Origin of the sequence: Octadecabacter antarcticus 307, assembly GCF_000155675.2 — a bacterium.
Lineage (GTDB): Bacteria > Pseudomonadota > Alphaproteobacteria > Rhodobacterales > Rhodobacteraceae > Octadecabacter > Octadecabacter antarcticus.
The window spans coordinates 3,969,274-3,984,730 of the sequence record NC_020911.1 but is presented as its reverse complement, the minus strand read 5'-3'; the positions used below and the strand labels follow the sequence as shown (position 1 = coordinate 3,984,730).

The 15,457-nt window shown below is 55.5% G+C and carries 9 protein-coding genes and 7 pseudogenes; 4 read left to right on the top strand and 12 right to left on the bottom strand.

The window, feature by feature from the left end:
- Positions 1–78 precede the first annotated feature (78 nt).
- The 3 genes from OAN307_RS20380 to OAN307_RS20370 all read right to left on the bottom strand — a co-directional run bounded on the left by OAN307_RS20380 (position 79) and on the right by OAN307_RS20370 (position 4,084).
- A complete protein-coding gene (locus OAN307_RS20380) occupies positions 79–2,310 on the bottom strand; it encodes a peptidoglycan -binding protein (protein ID WP_044044140.1) in 2,232 nt (743 codons plus the stop codon).
- A 3-nt stretch (positions 2,311–2,313) separates the two neighbouring features.
- Positions 2,314–3,492 carry a biopolymer transporter ExbB gene (locus OAN307_RS20375; protein WP_083903239.1) on the bottom strand — a complete coding sequence of 393 codons (1,179 nt, stop codon included), beginning with the start codon at positions 3,490–3,492 and terminating at the stop codon, positions 2,314–2,316.
- A 70-nt stretch (positions 3,493–3,562) separates the two neighbouring features.
- Positions 3,563–4,084: a gamma-glutamylcyclotransferase gene (locus tag OAN307_RS20370; RefSeq protein WP_044044135.1), complete on the bottom strand. Its 522-nt coding sequence runs from the start codon at positions 4,082–4,084 to the stop codon at positions 3,563–3,565.
- Positions 4,085–4,147: 63 nt separating this feature from the next.
- Between OAN307_RS20370 and OAN307_RS20365 the strand changes: the two genes are divergently transcribed.
- Positions 4,148–5,143, top strand: coding sequence for a DUF2125 domain-containing protein (locus OAN307_RS20365; protein WP_015501409.1), 996 nt, complete (start codon positions 4,148–4,150; stop codon positions 5,141–5,143).
- A gap of 1 nt (position 5,144) precedes the next feature.
- On the opposite strand, the gene OAN307_RS31000 is transcribed toward OAN307_RS20365, so the two are convergent.
- The 6 genes and pseudogenes from OAN307_RS31000 to OAN307_RS20340 all read right to left on the bottom strand — a co-directional run.
- On the bottom strand, positions 5,145–5,480 hold the full coding sequence (locus tag OAN307_RS31000) for an extensin-like domain-containing protein (RefSeq protein ID WP_015501408.1): 336 nt from the start codon (positions 5,478–5,480) through the stop codon (positions 5,145–5,147).
- Positions 5,481–5,712: 232 nt separating this feature from the next.
- Positions 5,713–5,871, bottom strand: coding sequence for a hypothetical protein (locus OAN307_RS29195; RefSeq protein ID WP_187292501.1), 159 nt, complete (start codon positions 5,869–5,871; stop codon positions 5,713–5,715).
- Positions 5,868–6,785, bottom strand: coding sequence for a prephenate/arogenate dehydrogenase family protein (locus OAN307_RS20355; RefSeq protein ID WP_015501407.1), 918 nt, complete (start codon positions 6,783–6,785; stop codon positions 5,868–5,870). Before OAN307_RS20355 ends, OAN307_RS29195 begins: the two co-directional genes overlap by 4 nt.
- Entirely contained in the window at positions 6,782–7,876 is a 1,095-nt protein-coding gene (gene hisC / locus OAN307_RS20350) for a histidinol-phosphate transaminase (protein WP_015501406.1), read from the bottom strand. The genes OAN307_RS20355 and hisC overlap by 4 nt, the downstream gene beginning before the upstream one ends.
- Positions 7,877–7,964: 88 nt before the next feature.
- Positions 7,965–8,585 carry a 30S ribosomal protein S4 gene (rpsD, locus tag OAN307_RS20345; protein ID WP_044044132.1) on the bottom strand — a complete coding sequence of 207 codons (621 nt, stop codon included), beginning with the start codon at positions 8,583–8,585 and terminating at the stop codon, positions 7,965–7,967.
- Positions 8,586–9,504: 919 nt separating this feature from the next.
- Positions 9,505–9,777: pseudogene (locus tag OAN307_RS20340) on the bottom strand (transposase); the annotation flags it as partial.
- 135 nt (positions 9,778–9,912) lie between these two features.
- On the opposite strand from OAN307_RS20340, the pseudogene OAN307_RS31465 reads away from it, so the two are divergent.
- Positions 9,913–11,237, top strand: a pseudogene (locus OAN307_RS31465) (IS110 family transposase).
- A 202-nt stretch (positions 11,238–11,439) separates the two neighbouring features.
- Here OAN307_RS31465 and OAN307_RS27130 read toward each other — a convergent pair.
- The 3 pseudogenes from OAN307_RS27130 to tnpA form a co-directional block, all read right to left on the bottom strand.
- A pseudogene (locus OAN307_RS27130) lies at positions 11,440–12,349 on the bottom strand (transposase); the annotation flags it as partial.
- Between the two features lie 84 nt (positions 12,350–12,433).
- A pseudogene (locus OAN307_RS30400) lies at positions 12,434–12,562 on the bottom strand (tyrosine-type recombinase/integrase); the annotation flags it as partial.
- Between the two features lie 48 nt (positions 12,563–12,610).
- Positions 12,611–13,129 (bottom strand): annotated as a pseudogene (tnpA, locus tag OAN307_RS31715) (IS200/IS605 family transposase); the annotation flags it as partial.
- A gap of 466 nt (positions 13,130–13,595) precedes the next feature.
- Between tnpA and OAN307_RS20305 the strand changes: the two are divergent.
- Positions 13,596–15,163: pseudogene (locus OAN307_RS20305) on the top strand (IS256 family transposase).
- A gap of 57 nt (positions 15,164–15,220) precedes the next feature.
- Positions 15,221–15,411: pseudogene (locus OAN307_RS30395) on the top strand (IS30 family transposase); the annotation flags it as partial.
- Between the last annotated feature and the right edge of the window lie 46 nt (positions 15,412–15,457).

Genomic DNA, 15,457 nt, shown 5'->3' with positions numbered 1-15,457 from the left:
GCGCTCTTACAAATGTCGAGATTGGCTGACACAGCCGCATGCGCCAATAATCATACGAGGCGCAGCCGCCCAATCGGATCACCGCTCGGTCAATTTCAACTCAATCCGGCGGTTCTGTGCGCGGGCCTCAGTGGTGTTTGCAGGGTTAATCGGCTGGTATTGCCCGAACCCGTTCGCGGCCAAGCGTTCAGGCGGTATCGCCAAGAAATTCACCATATAAAGAACGACCGACAACGCCCGAGCTTGGCTCAACTCCCAATTGTTGGCAAACTCGCCTGCGCCAGACAACGGCACGTTGTCGGTGTGTCCATCGACGCGGATCACCCAGTCGATACTTTCGGGGATGTCACCGGCCACGTCGCGCAGGATCGTTGCGACCTTTGCGATTTCGCGCTGCCCCTCGCCTGACAACTGCGCAGCCCCTTGCTCAAACAGGACCTCGGATGAGAACACGAAACGGTCGCCTTGGATGCGCACGCCATCAACGTCTTCCAAGATATTACGCAAAAGACCCAAGAAATCAGACCTGTAGCGTTCTAATTCCACAGCTTCGGCTGCCATTCTCTCAAGCTCCGCTTCCTCCAGCACCCGTGCGCGTCGTTCTGCCAGCAAAGCGCGCGCCATCGCGGTATTTAGATTCTGCGTCAGCGTTTCGATCTGCACATTTGCCATTACATCCGCGTCGTTTTCCAGATTAAGCAACGCCTGTAATCGCCCCATTTCACCACGCAGTGCCGCCACTTGTTCATTGAGCAATGCAACCTGACGCTGGTTGTCCGACGACAAAGCCTGCTCCTGCGTCAGCGCGTTATTGGCCAGCGCCAAAAGGGCCGCCTTTCGATCCGCATCTGCCCCAGCCACGCCAGTCTGCGCCTGCGCCGTTGCCAATGCAGCCACCGCTGCCGCCAGATCATCGCTGAACGTATCACGCTGCGCAGCTGCAGACGACAATTCCTGTTCAATCCCCGTACGCGCGATCAGCGCCGCAGCAAGTTGCCCCCGCAGCGCCTCAAGGGTCTGCGCCGTCTCACCCTGCTCACCAAGCGCGGCTGCCAAACGGTCTGCCAGCGCGCCGCGTTCAAGGCCTAACGCCTGCGCAGCGGCCTCGGCCTCCTGTTGGGCCAGCAATACAATTGCAAGGTTTTGATCCAAATCGTGCCGCGCAGTTTGCGCCGCTGCCAACAGTGTCAACGTATCCTCAGCCGCTTGTCGCCGCTCTTCTAGGGCGAGGGTCATCGCTGTCAATTCCGTGTCCGCATTCGCCAGCCGTTCGCGCAACGCTTGTGCGGCGGCGGCATCAACCAACATCGCCACTTCGGTTTCACTGATTTGCACGAGTGCAGCCGCACGCGCCGCTTCTAGCTCAGCAATCTGCGCCTCGGTTGCCGCACCGCTGGCTTCCAGTCCAACGATCTGGGCGTTTGCAGCCGCACGCGCCGCTTCTAACCCAGTAATCTTCACCTCGGTTGCCGCAGCGCTAGCTTGCAGTTCTGCGATCTGGGCGTTTGCACCAGCGCGCGCCACTTCTAACCCAGTAATCTGCGCGTCGGTTGCCGAACTGCTGGCTTCCAGTTCAACAATCCGCGCGTTTGCATCGGCGCCTGCCACTTCCAGTTCGCTCATCCGCGCTGCTGCCACGACCCCAGCCGTTTCCAATGCAGCAATTTGTGTGTTCACAGATGTATTATCAGTTTCCAAACTTGCAATCATCGCCTCAAGCGCTTCACGTCGCGCGGCGGCGAGGCGTGCTGCCTCGGCACCTGCATCGATTTCCGTTCTGGCCTGCGCAATAGCGAGGTTCAGCGCCTCTTGGTCGCTCACCAGTTCGGCTTCACGCGCCTCAAGGCCAGAGATTGCGCCTTCGGCGTCACGCCGCTGCTCCAGCAGGCCCGCAACCTGAGCTTCAAATCCGGTGATCCGAGACTGTGCACTGGACACATCCCCAATCAAAGAGTCGCGTTCAACCGTCAGGCGCGCGATCATTGCATTTTGCTGTTCAATTGCGGCTTCGCTTTCGCCCAAAGCCGTCTGCAGACCCGACAATTCAGTGGACAACGCACCAACTTGCGTGCCCAAAGTCGCGGATCGATCCTGTTCCAGCCCCAATGCGTCTGCCAACGCCGAGACCTCAGCAGAGAGTTCAGTTAGTTGATTTTCCTGCCCTGTGATCGTTTCTTGCAACACAAATTGCAGTACCATAAAAATGGTCAACACGAACATCAGGACCAGCAGCAGGCCCGTCATCGCATCCACGAAACCCGGCCAGATCGACGCTTGAAAACGCGCGCCGGTTCTGCGGCTTAGGGCCATGGCTTAGGTGCCATCCTGATTGTTTTTACGCGCGCCGCGATTGCCTTGGCGCACGGCACTGGTCAAGCTAGCGATATCTGTACGGAGGTCGTGAACGACCTCTTGGCGGCCTGCAGCCATATCTTCGAGGATGCGCAAAAGGCCCACATCAATCGAGCGCAGCCGCATCCGGCTTTCTGCGTCGATTCCTTCCATCCCAGTGTTTTTCAGTGCAGTGATCAAGGCTTCTTGCGCGTCCGCGACACGGGACAATTGCGCCGGCGTTTGATCGGTTGCCGATTGCTGCGCCATCTGCGCAACCGCATCGGTCAACGCGCCAACACGTTCATTGGCCTCACCGCGGCTGGCTTCGGATGCTGCAAACATCGCCTGCATCTGTTCCATCTGTTCGACCATGTGATCCACAACGCCCGCCATCGCAACCTGATCGCCGCTTGCCTCATCGCCCGCCGCCAATCCGACGCGGGTGATCGTGGACAACCATTCTTCAAGTTCACGGTAAAACCGGTTCTGTCCGTGGCTTGCGAACAATTCTAGCAGCCCGACGACCAGCGATCCTGCCAGACCCAACAAGGACGACGCAAACGCGATCCCCATACCACCAAGCTGACTTTCTAGTCCGGCCTGCAGGCGCGCAAAAACTTCTCCACCGCTTTCGCCCTCCCCCGGAGTGAGCGATTGGATCGTTTCTACCAATGCCGGAACTGTCGTGGCGAGGCCATAGAACGTCCCCAAAAGGCCCAAGAAAATCAACGTGTTGACAATATACCGTGTGATTTCGCGGTCTTCGTCGATCCGTTGTGACACAGAATCAAGGATAGAGCGGGATGAGCTTGACGACAGTTGCATTCGTGATCCGCGTGATCGCAAAAGCGTGGCCAAAGGCGCCAACAATCCTGGCGCCTTAATGATGTTCGAGCCGAGCTTTTCACCTGCAAACGCCTTAATCCAGCCGATAGATTTGATGAGCTGCCAGACCTGTCCAAAACACGACAAAACACCGATCACAAAGACGACGAATATGAATCCGTTCAGATATGGGTTTGCCAAAAACACGGGCCCCACACGCGGAAACGCGAAGAACACGCCGACACAGACCAACGCCAAAACCACCAGCATCGATGTGATCTGGCGCACGGGTTGTGAAAACTGCGGCTCGGCCTCTCTGTCCCCTGTTACCATGGGATCGGGCACCTCTTTGTTGTTTGTTATCTGTTACATTAGGGACTTAGGGTACGAACCCCAAACAATTTTACGTCAATACCCGAACTCTGTCCACCAGCCATGCCATATCCGCGTCCTGGATACCCATTTTGACCAAATGTTCGGCAGTATTGTATAAATATTCAGGGTTCGGGCCGCGCCCGCCAACAGATCGCGCAATCATCTGCGCTTGGCGTTCCAGATCGAACTGGCAGTATTGTTCGTGGTTACGATTAATGACGTAGGCCAGCGCCTGAACCGCGCGGCCATCTTGCAGCGCCAGCGGCAAATCCGCCTCTTCATACGCACTTGAGATCAGTTCGCGTTCGCGCAATTGCGCCAGCACGCGGACCTCGTCCACCACGGCCACCCGAAAAGCCACGCCGGTGCAGACCGCGTCACCAGCGTCCAGTGCCAACACCAATCCCGGTTCTTCAACTGACCCTCGATGATGGATCGACAACATGCAAAAACTGCGGTGATAGCCTGACAGCGTCGCCGTCACGGCTTCCGCAGGGTCGAATCCCGGGTTCCACAGCAATGATCCGTATCCGAACACCCACATCGTCATTCTTATGGCCCTTTCATTGAGGCTCCTCTAAACACCAATCAACGCCTCGTGAAAGACCCAAAAATGCGTAATCTTATAGCCCTCGTCGTCGTTCTTACCACGCTTTATGGCGGATATTGGTTCGTTGGCAGATCACAAATTCAGTCCCGATTAACGGATGCAATCGCGCAAGTCGATGCAGGTGAGATGAATGTGACCTACGCATCACTGGCAACGCGCGGCTTTCCATCGCGTTTTGATACGACAGTAACTGACCTTGTAATCGAAGACCCGGGTGCGCGGGTGCGTTGGGAAACACCTGTTTTTCAGATTCTTGCGCTTTCGTATCAACCCAACAATGTTCGTGCGTACTTCCCCGAAGAACAGGTTTTCATCATCGACGGCGCGCGTTACACGCTGTTTACCAATGAAATGGTTGCCCGTGGCCAAGTCAGCGCAAGCGCTGCGTTGGCGTTCCAGCAAGCGGAATTGGAGTTGCTGAACCCGCGGCTGCGCACCGAAGGCGGCGAGGAACTGGCGCTGGCACGGTTATTCGCCGCAATGCGACTGACCCCTGAGACGACCCAGTCTTATGATGTATACTTTGAGGCGCGGTCTATTGTTCTGCCAGAAAATATTCGTAGCTTGATCGACCCGCAAGGCCTGCAACCACCGATCATGCAAAACTTGCGCCTAGACAGCGACCTGGTGCTTTCCGATCCAATTGAACTGAACAGCGCCGATGCTGTTGCATTGTCGATCACGACCCTCAGCATCAGGGAATTCGCGCTGGCGTGGGGCGAAATGTCAGTGTCGGTCATCGGCGACGTGACGCCTGATGATGCTGGCGTGTTGGACGGGTCCATCACGATTTCAGCGCGCAACTGGCAGCAAGCGTTGGATCTGGCCCTGGCATCGGGGGCGTTAGAAGACGACCGCATTTTTCTCTTGACCGAAATTGCGAAAAATTTCGATGAAACGCCGCAAATTCTGGACACGCTGACTGTCACATTGTCGATTGTGAATGGCGAAATGGCCCTTGGTGGGTTTGCATTGGGGCCGGCGCCGCTGCTGCGCTAACCTAACGGCAATAGCTGCCGGATCGATGTCGCGCAGTATCAAAATGAAAATGGTCGCGGTGCAATTCGTCCGCTTCCGGCCCCAGTACGGTGCCAAACGGTCCGCATGCGTCGCGCCACATACGGCGCAATTGTTGGCCATCATCGTTGCTGTTCCATCCGGTCAAAACGGTGATTTCCTGCCCGTCGCGCAGACCGATACTGGCAATATCAATCGCCTTCCCGTGGGCATGTTCGGACATCCGCGCGCCTGCGCGATTGTTTCGCGTCCGGCACGCGTAATGCGCCACTACGCGGATGGAGGCGACGCCGCCACCATCGGACCCAACCGCAGGCAACAGCCCAGCGTCGACCCAAGTTCGCAGCGCGCGCCGTGGTGCAATTAATGATCGCTGGCGTTGACAGCATCACGCCCGACACCGACCGCAGGCGGACCGCGTCTTCAACCCCGCACGCCCCCGGTCCGGGATGCTTGCCGATACGATCACCCTGCAATGCAATGTCGCCACAAACCGCACCTTGGGCCAAGGCCGAGAATTACTCTGCGGCCGCAGCGCGCACCGTTGGCGTTCAGCGTTCGGGGCGCCTTGATTGCGCAATGGCCTGTATCGATGGCGGCACCACGAACCAGTCTGCGGCCGCTGCATCATCGCGTGCAATCGGGCGCGTATCTTGTGCACAAACGGCACTTGCCAAGAGCACGGCAAAGATCGTTGCAACACCCCTCATTTTCGGACTGGGTTTCGGCCAAAGTTTGGAACATCTGTATCCTGCCCCGCCTCGATAATGCCGCGCCGGATTGCGCGCGTGCGGGTGAAGTAATCATGCAGGTGGTCGCCGTCGCCCTCCCGGATCGCCCGTTGCAAGACGAACAATTCTTCTGTGAAACGGCCCAAAATTTCTAAGGTCGCATCTTTGTTGTTTAGGAACACATCACGCCACATCGTCGGATCAGACGCCGCAATACGCGTAAAATCACGAAAACCTGCGGCAGAGAAATTGACGACTTCGGTATCCGTTACACGACTAAGATCATCGGCGACGCCAACCATTGTGTATGCAATAAGGTGCGGTGTATGCGACGTCACGGCGAGCACCAGATCGTGGTGATCGGCGTCCATCTCATCAACGTTTGAACCGAGTGCTTCCCAAAATGTGCGCAGCTTTTTGACTTCATTTGCTTCCGCGCCGTCGGGCGTCAGCAGGCACCAGCGGTTGTCGAACAATTCAGCAAAACCGGATCGCGGCCCCGATTGTTCGGTGCCCGCCAGGGGATGTCCGGGAATAAAGTGCACACCGTCTGGAACGTGCGGACCAACGGCGGTTATCACTGCGCGTTTGACAGACCCCACGTCTGTCACCACAGCGCCCGGTTTTAGCGTGCCCGAAATCTCAGCCGCGGTGGCGTCCATCGCACCAATGGGCACGCACAAAACGATCAGATCAGCACCTTCAACAGCGTCGGCCGCGGTGTCAAAAACGCGGTCGCACAGTCCAATTTCGCGTGCGACATCGCGTGTGCCGGATGATCGTGCATAACCGGTGACTTCGCCCGCTACGCCCGCACGTTTTATTGCCCAAAACATCGACGACGCGATCAGGCCAAGGCCGATCAGCGCCACGCGGTTGTACATCACGCTCATGCGTCTAAGTCCTTTTTGGTACCTTTGAATTGCCCAATTGCATGAACGACGCGGCGGCACGACGCTTCATCGCCGACAGTGATCCGCAGACAATTGGGCAAACCGTAACCAGCCACCAAACGCACCAGAATGCCCTGTGTCATAAGATGATCGTTGCAGGCCATTGCTTCATCTTCAGATGCAAACCGCACAAGGATAAAATTCGCAGTGGAGGTATCAGACGGCAGCCCCAATTCGGCCAATGCGCCCGCCATCCAGTCCCGTTGTTTGGCATTATCAGTGCGACACTTTTCGGTGTGGGCCACATCGCGCATCGCAGCTTCTGCCGCAGCCAATGCGGGGGCGGACAGATTGAACGGGCCCCGAATACGCATCAACATGTCGATAATCTCTTGGTTGGCATAGCCATAGCCAATACGCAGCCCGCCAAGCCCGTAAATCTTGGAAAACGTGCGTGTCATGATGACGTTGTTGCGACTTTCGACCAGTGATTTGCCCGCATCATAGCCGCCCACGTACTCCGCATAGGCGCCATCCAGAACAAGAATTGCACCGTCGGGCAAACCGTCTGCCAGACGCTCCATATCCGCCTCACCGATCATGGTTCCGGTGGGGTTGGCAGGGTTGGCGATATAGACAACTTTGGTTTTCTTGGTGCAAGCGGCCAGCAATGCATCGACATCCACGACGCGTTCGCGCTCAGACACGACAACTGGCTTCGCGCCGTTGGCATTGGCGTAGATCGGATACATTGCAAAACCGTGCTCGGTGAACAGAACCTCATCGCCCTTGCCTGCGAAGGCCTGCGCGATCATCATCAGCACTTCGCCCGATCCGTTACCGCAAATGATCCGTTCAGGGTCGAGCCCCCATACGTCGCCAATCGCGGCGCGCAATCCAGCGTGGTCAGTCGAAGGATAGCGATGCAGGGTGTGGGACGCGCGCACAAGCGCTTCCTTAGCGGCCACGGACGGTCCGAAGGGGTTCTCGTTGGACGACAGTTTCAACACATTTTCAACGCCGTCCACATGGGATTTTCCGCCCTTATACAGGGCGATATCCATCACGCCGGGTTGTGCTTTAATCCCCATGATCTTTTCCTCATACCACAAACAAAAAGGCCCGCCACAGTGATGCGGCAGGCCTATTCCTAACGACGCAAGTGCGCCCTGCCCAGACTTAGTTCTGAGCGTAATATTCGATCACGAGATTCGGCTCCATCATCACCGGATATGGCACATCGCCAAGTCCAGGTGTGCGCACGAACGTCGCGGACATCTTGGAGTGATCGACGTCCATGTAATCAGGAACATCGCGTTCCGCCAAACCGATAGCATCAAGGACAGCCACGTTCTGTTTGGAACTGTCGCGGACTTCGACGATATCGCCTTCTTTGACGCGATAAGACGGGATGTTAACCTTCTTGCCGTTCACTGTGACGTGGCCGTGATTCACGAACTGACGCGCCGCGAAAACAGTCGGCACGAACTTGGCGCGGTACACAACAGCGTCCAGACGACGCTCAAGCAAACCAATCAGGTTCTCACCAGTATCGCCTTTGACTCGCTCGGCTTCAGTAAAGATTTTGCGAAATTGCTTTTCTGTCAGGTCGCCGTAGTAGCCCTTAAGCTTCTGCTTGGCGCGCAACTGCATACCGAAGTCGGACAATTTGCCCTTACGACGCTGACCGTGCTGGCCAGGGCCGTATTCACGACGGTTGACTGGGGATTTCGGACGACCCCAGATGTTTTCACCCATCCGGCGGTCAATTTTATACTTGGCAGACGTGCGTTTGGTCACGGCTGATCTCCTTCATCAATTTAAGTGCTTCCTCAACTTATCCTCACCAAAGGTTCGGGTTGAGAAACGCGTTTGCCCCATCGCCGTCGCAAAATGCGCAAACTTTGGAACGTGAAGGGCGTTGTCCTTTGGGGCGAACCCCCGACAGGTACTCCCTTGCGGGAACCACCAACACCAATTGAAAGGCTGCATTACGCGCGAGTCTGGGACCTGTCAACACACCCCAGCCCAGTTCATGTTTTCATATCTGTCTTTGTCTCGAAAATATCCGGCTTTATGTATCAAACGCACTGAGCGTGCAGACCACACCAAGCGGGTGTGAGCGATGATTAAGACTTTAGTCTGTATATTCTTATTGAATGAACCTTGCCCACTGATATTCTGGAACTTTTGCCGAAGACGGGCCGAAGCGGTTCTTGTGTTCGATGCTGAACGCACGCGCTTCCACACCAACTCCTTCGGCCAAAGTAGTGGATGTGCAGGTAATGCAAGCGAGGATCATCAACTTTGCTTGATCTTGGGTGATGCCATCATCCTCGCACCCAAATCATGCCCTCCCGTTATTTCTAGTGAATGCCGGTTTGTCGTTGGGAAAGATCAGTCACAGCTGAAAAAACGACGGCTTGTCGATGCACTCACGGGCAAATTCCGCGATTATATGGTATTCATCGGCCGATTTGTAGCATCTCACAACTTTCCAATTAAAGCGAACACAGAGCGCAGGAGATTTACCTCTGTTAATATGGTTAATGTTCCCGATGATATTGCAGCCGTGACCGCTATCCATGAAATCGCAGTACAAATCCCGTTCCAGAGTAACCCACGGGCGTTGTTTTTGACGCATGATGTGGTTGGATTCCAGCGCGGCTTCAGACGTATCGGTAATCCCCCCATTTTTAATGGGGCTCAGCCGTATGATTCACGCGGCTGTTTTCAGTTTCATTGCGGGTGTTATGCCGCCGATGCCCATGTTGGGTCGCTCGTTGTTGTAAGTCCAGAGCCATTCAGTTGCTTGTTCTTGTGCCTCATCGATGGTTTCAAAGATGTATTGGCTCAGCCATTCGCCACGAATGGTTCGATTGTAGCGCTCGATATAGGCGTTCTGTTGAGGTTTGCCTGGCTGGATGTGTTCAAGCCGAACACTGTGTTTCTCGGCCCATGTCATCAAGGTCCCGCTGATATATTCTGTGCCGTAACACCTTCGGAATATCGCTAATTTAAGGCTATGACTGCCTGCGCAGCCCCAAATAATGCAGCAGGTGGTCATAGCCGTGCCTCAGGTCCCTACGGTGGTTTTGTACAAACCACACCGCAAAGGAGACCAACTATGACCGATATCATTATTACACAAACTGCGCCCGTTTTGGTGGCCATCGATATCTCGAAGGCCCGTGACGAAGGTCTCATTGCTATTGCGGACAAGAAGCGCCGCCGTCGTTTGACTGTTCTGAACCAGCTAGACGACTTCAATCGTCTAATCACATCGCTTGCCTGCTACGGCCGCCCTGTCCGTGTAGCTTTTGAAGCAACGGGTAATTATCACCGTGCCTTGGCTTATCATCTTGCCGCAGCAGGTTTTGAGTTGAAGTTGGTGTCATCTGTGGCCCTGGCCAGAACGCGAGAGGCCTTGCACAACAGTTGGGACAAAAACGACCCTAAGGATGCCCAGGTCATTCTTCACATGATGGAGATCGGGAACGAGCAGTTTTATCATGACCCCCTCGTGCGTGGCACTAACGACATCCAAGAGCGTTCCAAAACGCATGACATCGTATCCAAGTCGAAGACCGAGTTGTGGCACCGAGTTGTGGCACCGAGTTGTGGCACCGAGTTTTAACCCATTATCTGCCGCTGTATTTTCCTGAAGCTGATCGTTTCCATCGCAGTTCTCGCAGTGACTGGTTCTTTGCTTTCCTTGAACGTTATCCGTCACCACACTTGATCTCAGCCATGAGCAAGGAGGCATTCATCGCTGACGCTTGGGATGTGGTGGGCCTCAAGGTTGCAAAAGAGCGTTTACTTTCAGATATCTACGAGACTGCCAAAGTATCAGTCGGACTGCCGGTTGCCGCAGATTCCGACGCGATAAGCATGTTCAAAAGGAACGTCAGAGTAGCCCTGCTACAGATCGCCTCGCAGCACACTAAATCAGGTCAAAGGGGGGTGGCCGGATGCCCCGGAACCCCCGGCCGGATCAAATCGGTATGGGTGGCCGGATTGCCCCGGAATACGCAATGCTTTGACAATTTTGGCAGAAGCTGGGGATGTACGGCGCTTTCGTCATCACCGGCAGTTTTTGAAGTTCTGTGGAATGGACCTTGCGACTATGCAATCAGGTACATTCAGAGGGCAAACCAAACTGTCAAAATATGGCAATGCTCGGCTTCGTCGAACGCTTTGGATGGCTGGACAGGTTGCTATTCTGCAGCGCACCAACAGCTTCCGCGACAAGTTCGAGCGCTACATCGCCAAAGACCGTCACAACACCCATTTGCGCCGAAAGGCGTACACCGCAATCGCAGCGAAGATGGCCCGAACCGTTCATGGGATCATCAAGCACGGCGAACCATATCGCCCCTTCTTTGAGGGGTGATCGACAGCAGTAGGACCTTTCTCTGTAAGGGCCGTGGAGGCAGACAACTGACCTCGTAGATAATGTTTAGGCCTTCTGCTCAACGACCCAAAGATCTCGTCTTAAGGACGGTGAGAGCCGCAAAAGCGTACTCTGTGTTTGTTATGGGAGAGACAGTTCGTTGACCAAAATGCCAAACTGAGCAATGCTTCTAACGTGTCGAGACGCCTCGATGCGACAATAACCTGACGCCAATTCAGCTAATCATTCCGCGCATAGGACGTTATCGACACGTATGGTTTGGGGTTTGCCGCGCCACTCGATGATCTGGTTCAGGCTCCGGACGACGCGTTCTGCGGGCAGCGAGAAGTCCACGTCAATGCACAAGCCTTCACGATTGAAGTCATCCAAGACGTTAAGAGTTCGGATTGATCTGCCGTCTGCAAGCTGATCCGCCATGAAATCCCCTCTCATTGATTGCACAGCAATCAACTGCCGGGCAGCGATAGACCAGGTCTCGTTTGGTGCATCAGGCACCGCTAACGGCTCGGGTTTGTCACGTTTGAGGCGATTTTTTGGCTTGATCCGCAGGTTCAGCTCCAGTTCACAGTAGATCCGCCTGACGGCCAGTGGGATACACGCGTTTGTGGTTCCAGCCGTAGCCCTGCACGTTGCGTAAATATAAAAAACACAACCCAAAGCCCCACGTGCGCTTGTTCTTGGTCAGGCGTTCCAGCCAATCTGCTCTCTCCTCATTCTCATCACTCAAGATCGGGCTGTACCGATAGCAGGTCTCGCTAATTTGGAAGGTACGACAGGCAAGTGCGATACTTGTGCCCCGCTGCATGACTGCATTCATGGCCATCCACTGGCCGGCAGGTGAATGGCACATTCACCGAGAGGGAATCGTCGGTGAGACGGCCTTAGCGCTTTATTCCGAGCGCCTCCTTCAGAAGATCGTCTCGGACATACTCATCGCAGCATACATCCTCTTGAGACGGCGGTTTTGCTCGGCCATGTCCTTCATCTCGGTGATCAAGGACGCATCCATGCCGCCGAACTTGGCACGCCACTTGTAAAAACTGGCGCTACTCATCCCATGCTCCCGACACAGCTCAGAGACCGGCGTACCGCCCTCCGCCTGCTTCAAAATGCCCATGACCTGTGCGTCGCTAAATCGCGCTATCTTCATCAAAAATCTCCTCAGATATCTTGCCGAGAAAATTTGAGTTTTGAATGCCAACAATTTTAGGGGGGATTGCCCCAAGATCTCATGGTGCAGTTGCAAGATAGGAAGATCGAAACCCCGCCCGTTCTTCGTCATTGGCAGATGAATCCGGTCTTCCTGTATCTGTTCCCACTTTAAGGTGAATACTTCAGTTTTACGAAGTCCATTGAACCACTACCGGCCGAGGCCGGTAGCATCGCGATTGGAATTTAATTCCAGATACTGCAGGATGACATTGTCGGTGACATTTCCTGACGTTGTCGAGAAATATCCACGGGCCCAAAACTGCCTTTCCCAATAGCGGCGCAACTCTGGGAACTCCATCTGAACCCGCCGCGACGAGCGCCATTTGATCCGCTGCATCACCTTCGACAGCGCGATCTGTGGCGGGACAGATATGAACATGTGGACGTGGTCACCTGCCAGAACACCCTTCACAATATGCACGCCCATCTCGGCACAAGACTGTCGAATGATATCGCGGATCTGTTCACGCATCAGCCCGCGCAGAACCTTATGTCGATATTTCGTCGCCCAAACGACGTGATGGATCGGGTTGGGCAGATCATCAATCGTCTTCCGCCAGTGCTTCAGGTCCTCAATAATCCGTCCATCAGGCTTATCTTCAAACCACTCTATCGCCTTCGTTGGGGCTTCCGGCAGATCGCCAGTCCGGCGGGCATGGTTGTAGATGGCGCGAAAACTACGAAGCAAATGATTGGCGGCTGACGGCGATCCAGGCATGTCGTGATGACGGCGCACTGCCATGACCTTGCTGATCTCGTCGAGCGGCAAGCGCATCCAGTCTTTTAGATGAAGCGTAAGCTGGGCGCGCATCCCGATCTTGTTGGTCTCAGAACGAAGTTGAGGGCGTGCCAAATACGCCTCCATCACGGCCTCCAACTTGGGCGCGCCGAGTTGAGCCGCTTTCCCTGCCCCTCGGCCCATCTCCAATGCGACGCCAAGTGCGGCCTGCGCAGAAATGATTGGAAACCGGCCAATCAGAATGCGCTTGGTCTGACCGCCAACGTCCTTCTGAAAGTACCAGGTCTTTGAGCGCTTCCCCACAAAGAGCACTAACCCTTTGATCTCCGCATTCCAGTACTTATCCGTCCCTGAGTTATAGCTGAAAGTTTGTGACGGCCCTGATGGGCGGCATATCATGGCGTTGTTGACGCGCCGCATTCTCATTGAGTAAGGGATATGCCACATGACCAAGAATACAGTTATCGACTTCACGAAACCAAGCGATTTTTCACCTGATCCGTTGACAGATGTGCTGCGCGCAGGAGCACGGGAGCTTCTGGCCACTGCTGTGCGCGCTGAGGTGTCGGAGTTTCTGGAAGGTCACGTCCACCTTTTGAACGACGAGGGTCGCCAGCGGCTGGTGCAGCATGGCTTTCTGCCGGAGCGCGAAGTTATGACCATTGCCCCCTCTCGGTCATGCAAAGCATGGCCTGTCGGCAACGGGACAGGCGATTGTGAAACAATCTGCCGAGAAGGGGGATCGGCAAGGTGTCAGTCCAGGTTCCTCGGGTGCGCGACCGTGGTGCAAACGCGGATGGTATGAAGGTCCATTTCAACGCGTCGCTTATCCCGCCCTATTTGCGCAAGGCAAAGTCTGTGGCGGAATTGCTGCCATGGCTTTACCTCAAGCACTGCCCGGCAGGCGATGCTTGCATCGCCGAGAGGGGGCATCTCGACGGGGGACTTCAGGGAGGCTCTGGCTTCGTTGGTGGGCCCGCCTGCCGAGGGGTTGTCGTCTTCGACAATCACACGTCTTAAGGCAACCTGGTGGGACGAGTATAAGGCCTGGCGCAAGCGCGATCTGACCTGTTGCCCGGCAGTGCATGCGTCGCATGCATGAGAGGGGGGCAAGCGCTACGCCTACATCTGGGCGGACGGTGTCTACTTCAACCCGCGCCTGGACGATGATCGTCAATGTATGTTGGTGATTATTGGCGCAGACGAATACGGCGACAAGGATGTTCTTGGTATCATGGATGGGTTCCGCGAGAACGCGGACAACCCCCTCTCACACATGCAAGCATGTGTTGCCGCTCAACGGGCGTGATCTTCTTCGGAGCCTGAAAAAACGGGGACTGATGATTGCGCCCGATCTGGCCTGTGGCTCCTCCTCACGTGACATTGTTGCACAATGCACTGCCGGGCAATGGATGGTGCCCTGGGCTTTTGGACCGCATTGCGGGACGTGTATCCGAGCACACGCGAACAACGCTGCTGGCTCCACAAGATGGCCAACATCACGGGCGCGATGCCGAAGCCCTACATGAAAAGCCCACGGCAGGGCTGCAAGACATCTGCCCTCTCAGGCATGCAAGCATGCCCTGCCGGGTCATAGATGGCCGCAACAAAGAAAGAGGCCATCGTCGCCTTTGATCTGTTTGTGGAAACCGACGGCGTGAAATACGAGCGGGCTATCAAGAAGCTGACCAAAGATCGTGACGCGTTGCTTACCTTCTACGACTTTCCAGCCAAACACTGGAAGCACATCCGCACGACAAATCCGATTGAAAGCGTCTTTGCCCCAGTCCGCAATCAGACACGCAAAACCAAAGGCTGCCTGAGCCGCAAAACCGCCCTATCTATGGTCTTCAAGCCGATGATCCTTCGCGGGACATTGCTGCGCAATACCCTGTCAGGCAAGGGGCAGCCAAGAAGAAATGGCGAAAGCTCAGCGGCACAAACCGACTGCCCGAAGTCATGCAAGGGGTTGAGTTCAAGGACGCGATCAAGCAACCTCAGAACGCCGCCTAATCACACCGTCACCAACTTTCGCGCATAACTCACGATGTCCCGAAAGGGGGAAATGCGTGGCAACGCGGCACAAACGAAAACACCAACCGTCTGCTGTGCAATACGTCCCAAAAGGCAAAGATTTGTTGATATATTGCCCGGCAAAGCTGAGCGCCGTCGCAGGGCCGCCCAATGAGCGACCACGAAAGACGCTGGAAAACGAAACTCCCGCAGAGCGTTTCAATGCATGTGTTGCGTCAATCAGTTGAGACCGCCGCGGACTGCGCGCAAAAAGCGCGGCTGAGTCATTATATC

Excerpts from the sequence above, each read along its gene's own strand:
- OAN307_RS20380 (WP_044044140.1), bottom strand. The coding sequence starts at position 2,310 with ATGGCCCTAAGCCGCAGAACCGGCGCGCGTTTTCAAGCGTCGATCTGG.
- OAN307_RS20375 (WP_083903239.1), bottom strand. The coding sequence starts at position 3,492 with ATGGTAACAGGGGACAGAGAGGCCGAGCCGCAGTTTTCACAACCCGTG.
- OAN307_RS20370 (WP_044044135.1), bottom strand. The coding sequence starts at position 4,084 with ATGACGATGTGGGTGTTCGGATACGGATCATTGCTGTGGAACCCGGGA.
- OAN307_RS20365 (WP_015501409.1), top strand. The coding sequence starts at position 4,148 with ATGCGTAATCTTATAGCCCTCGTCGTCGTTCTTACCACGCTTTATGGC.
- OAN307_RS29195 (WP_187292501.1), bottom strand. The coding sequence starts at position 5,871 with ATGAGGGGTGTTGCAACGATCTTTGCCGTGCTCTTGGCAAGTGCCGTT.
- OAN307_RS20355 (WP_015501407.1), bottom strand. The coding sequence starts at position 6,785 with ATGAGCGTGATGTACAACCGCGTGGCGCTGATCGGCCTTGGCCTGATC.
- hisC (WP_015501406.1), bottom strand. The coding sequence starts at position 7,876 with ATGGGGATTAAAGCACAACCCGGCGTGATGGATATCGCCCTGTATAAG.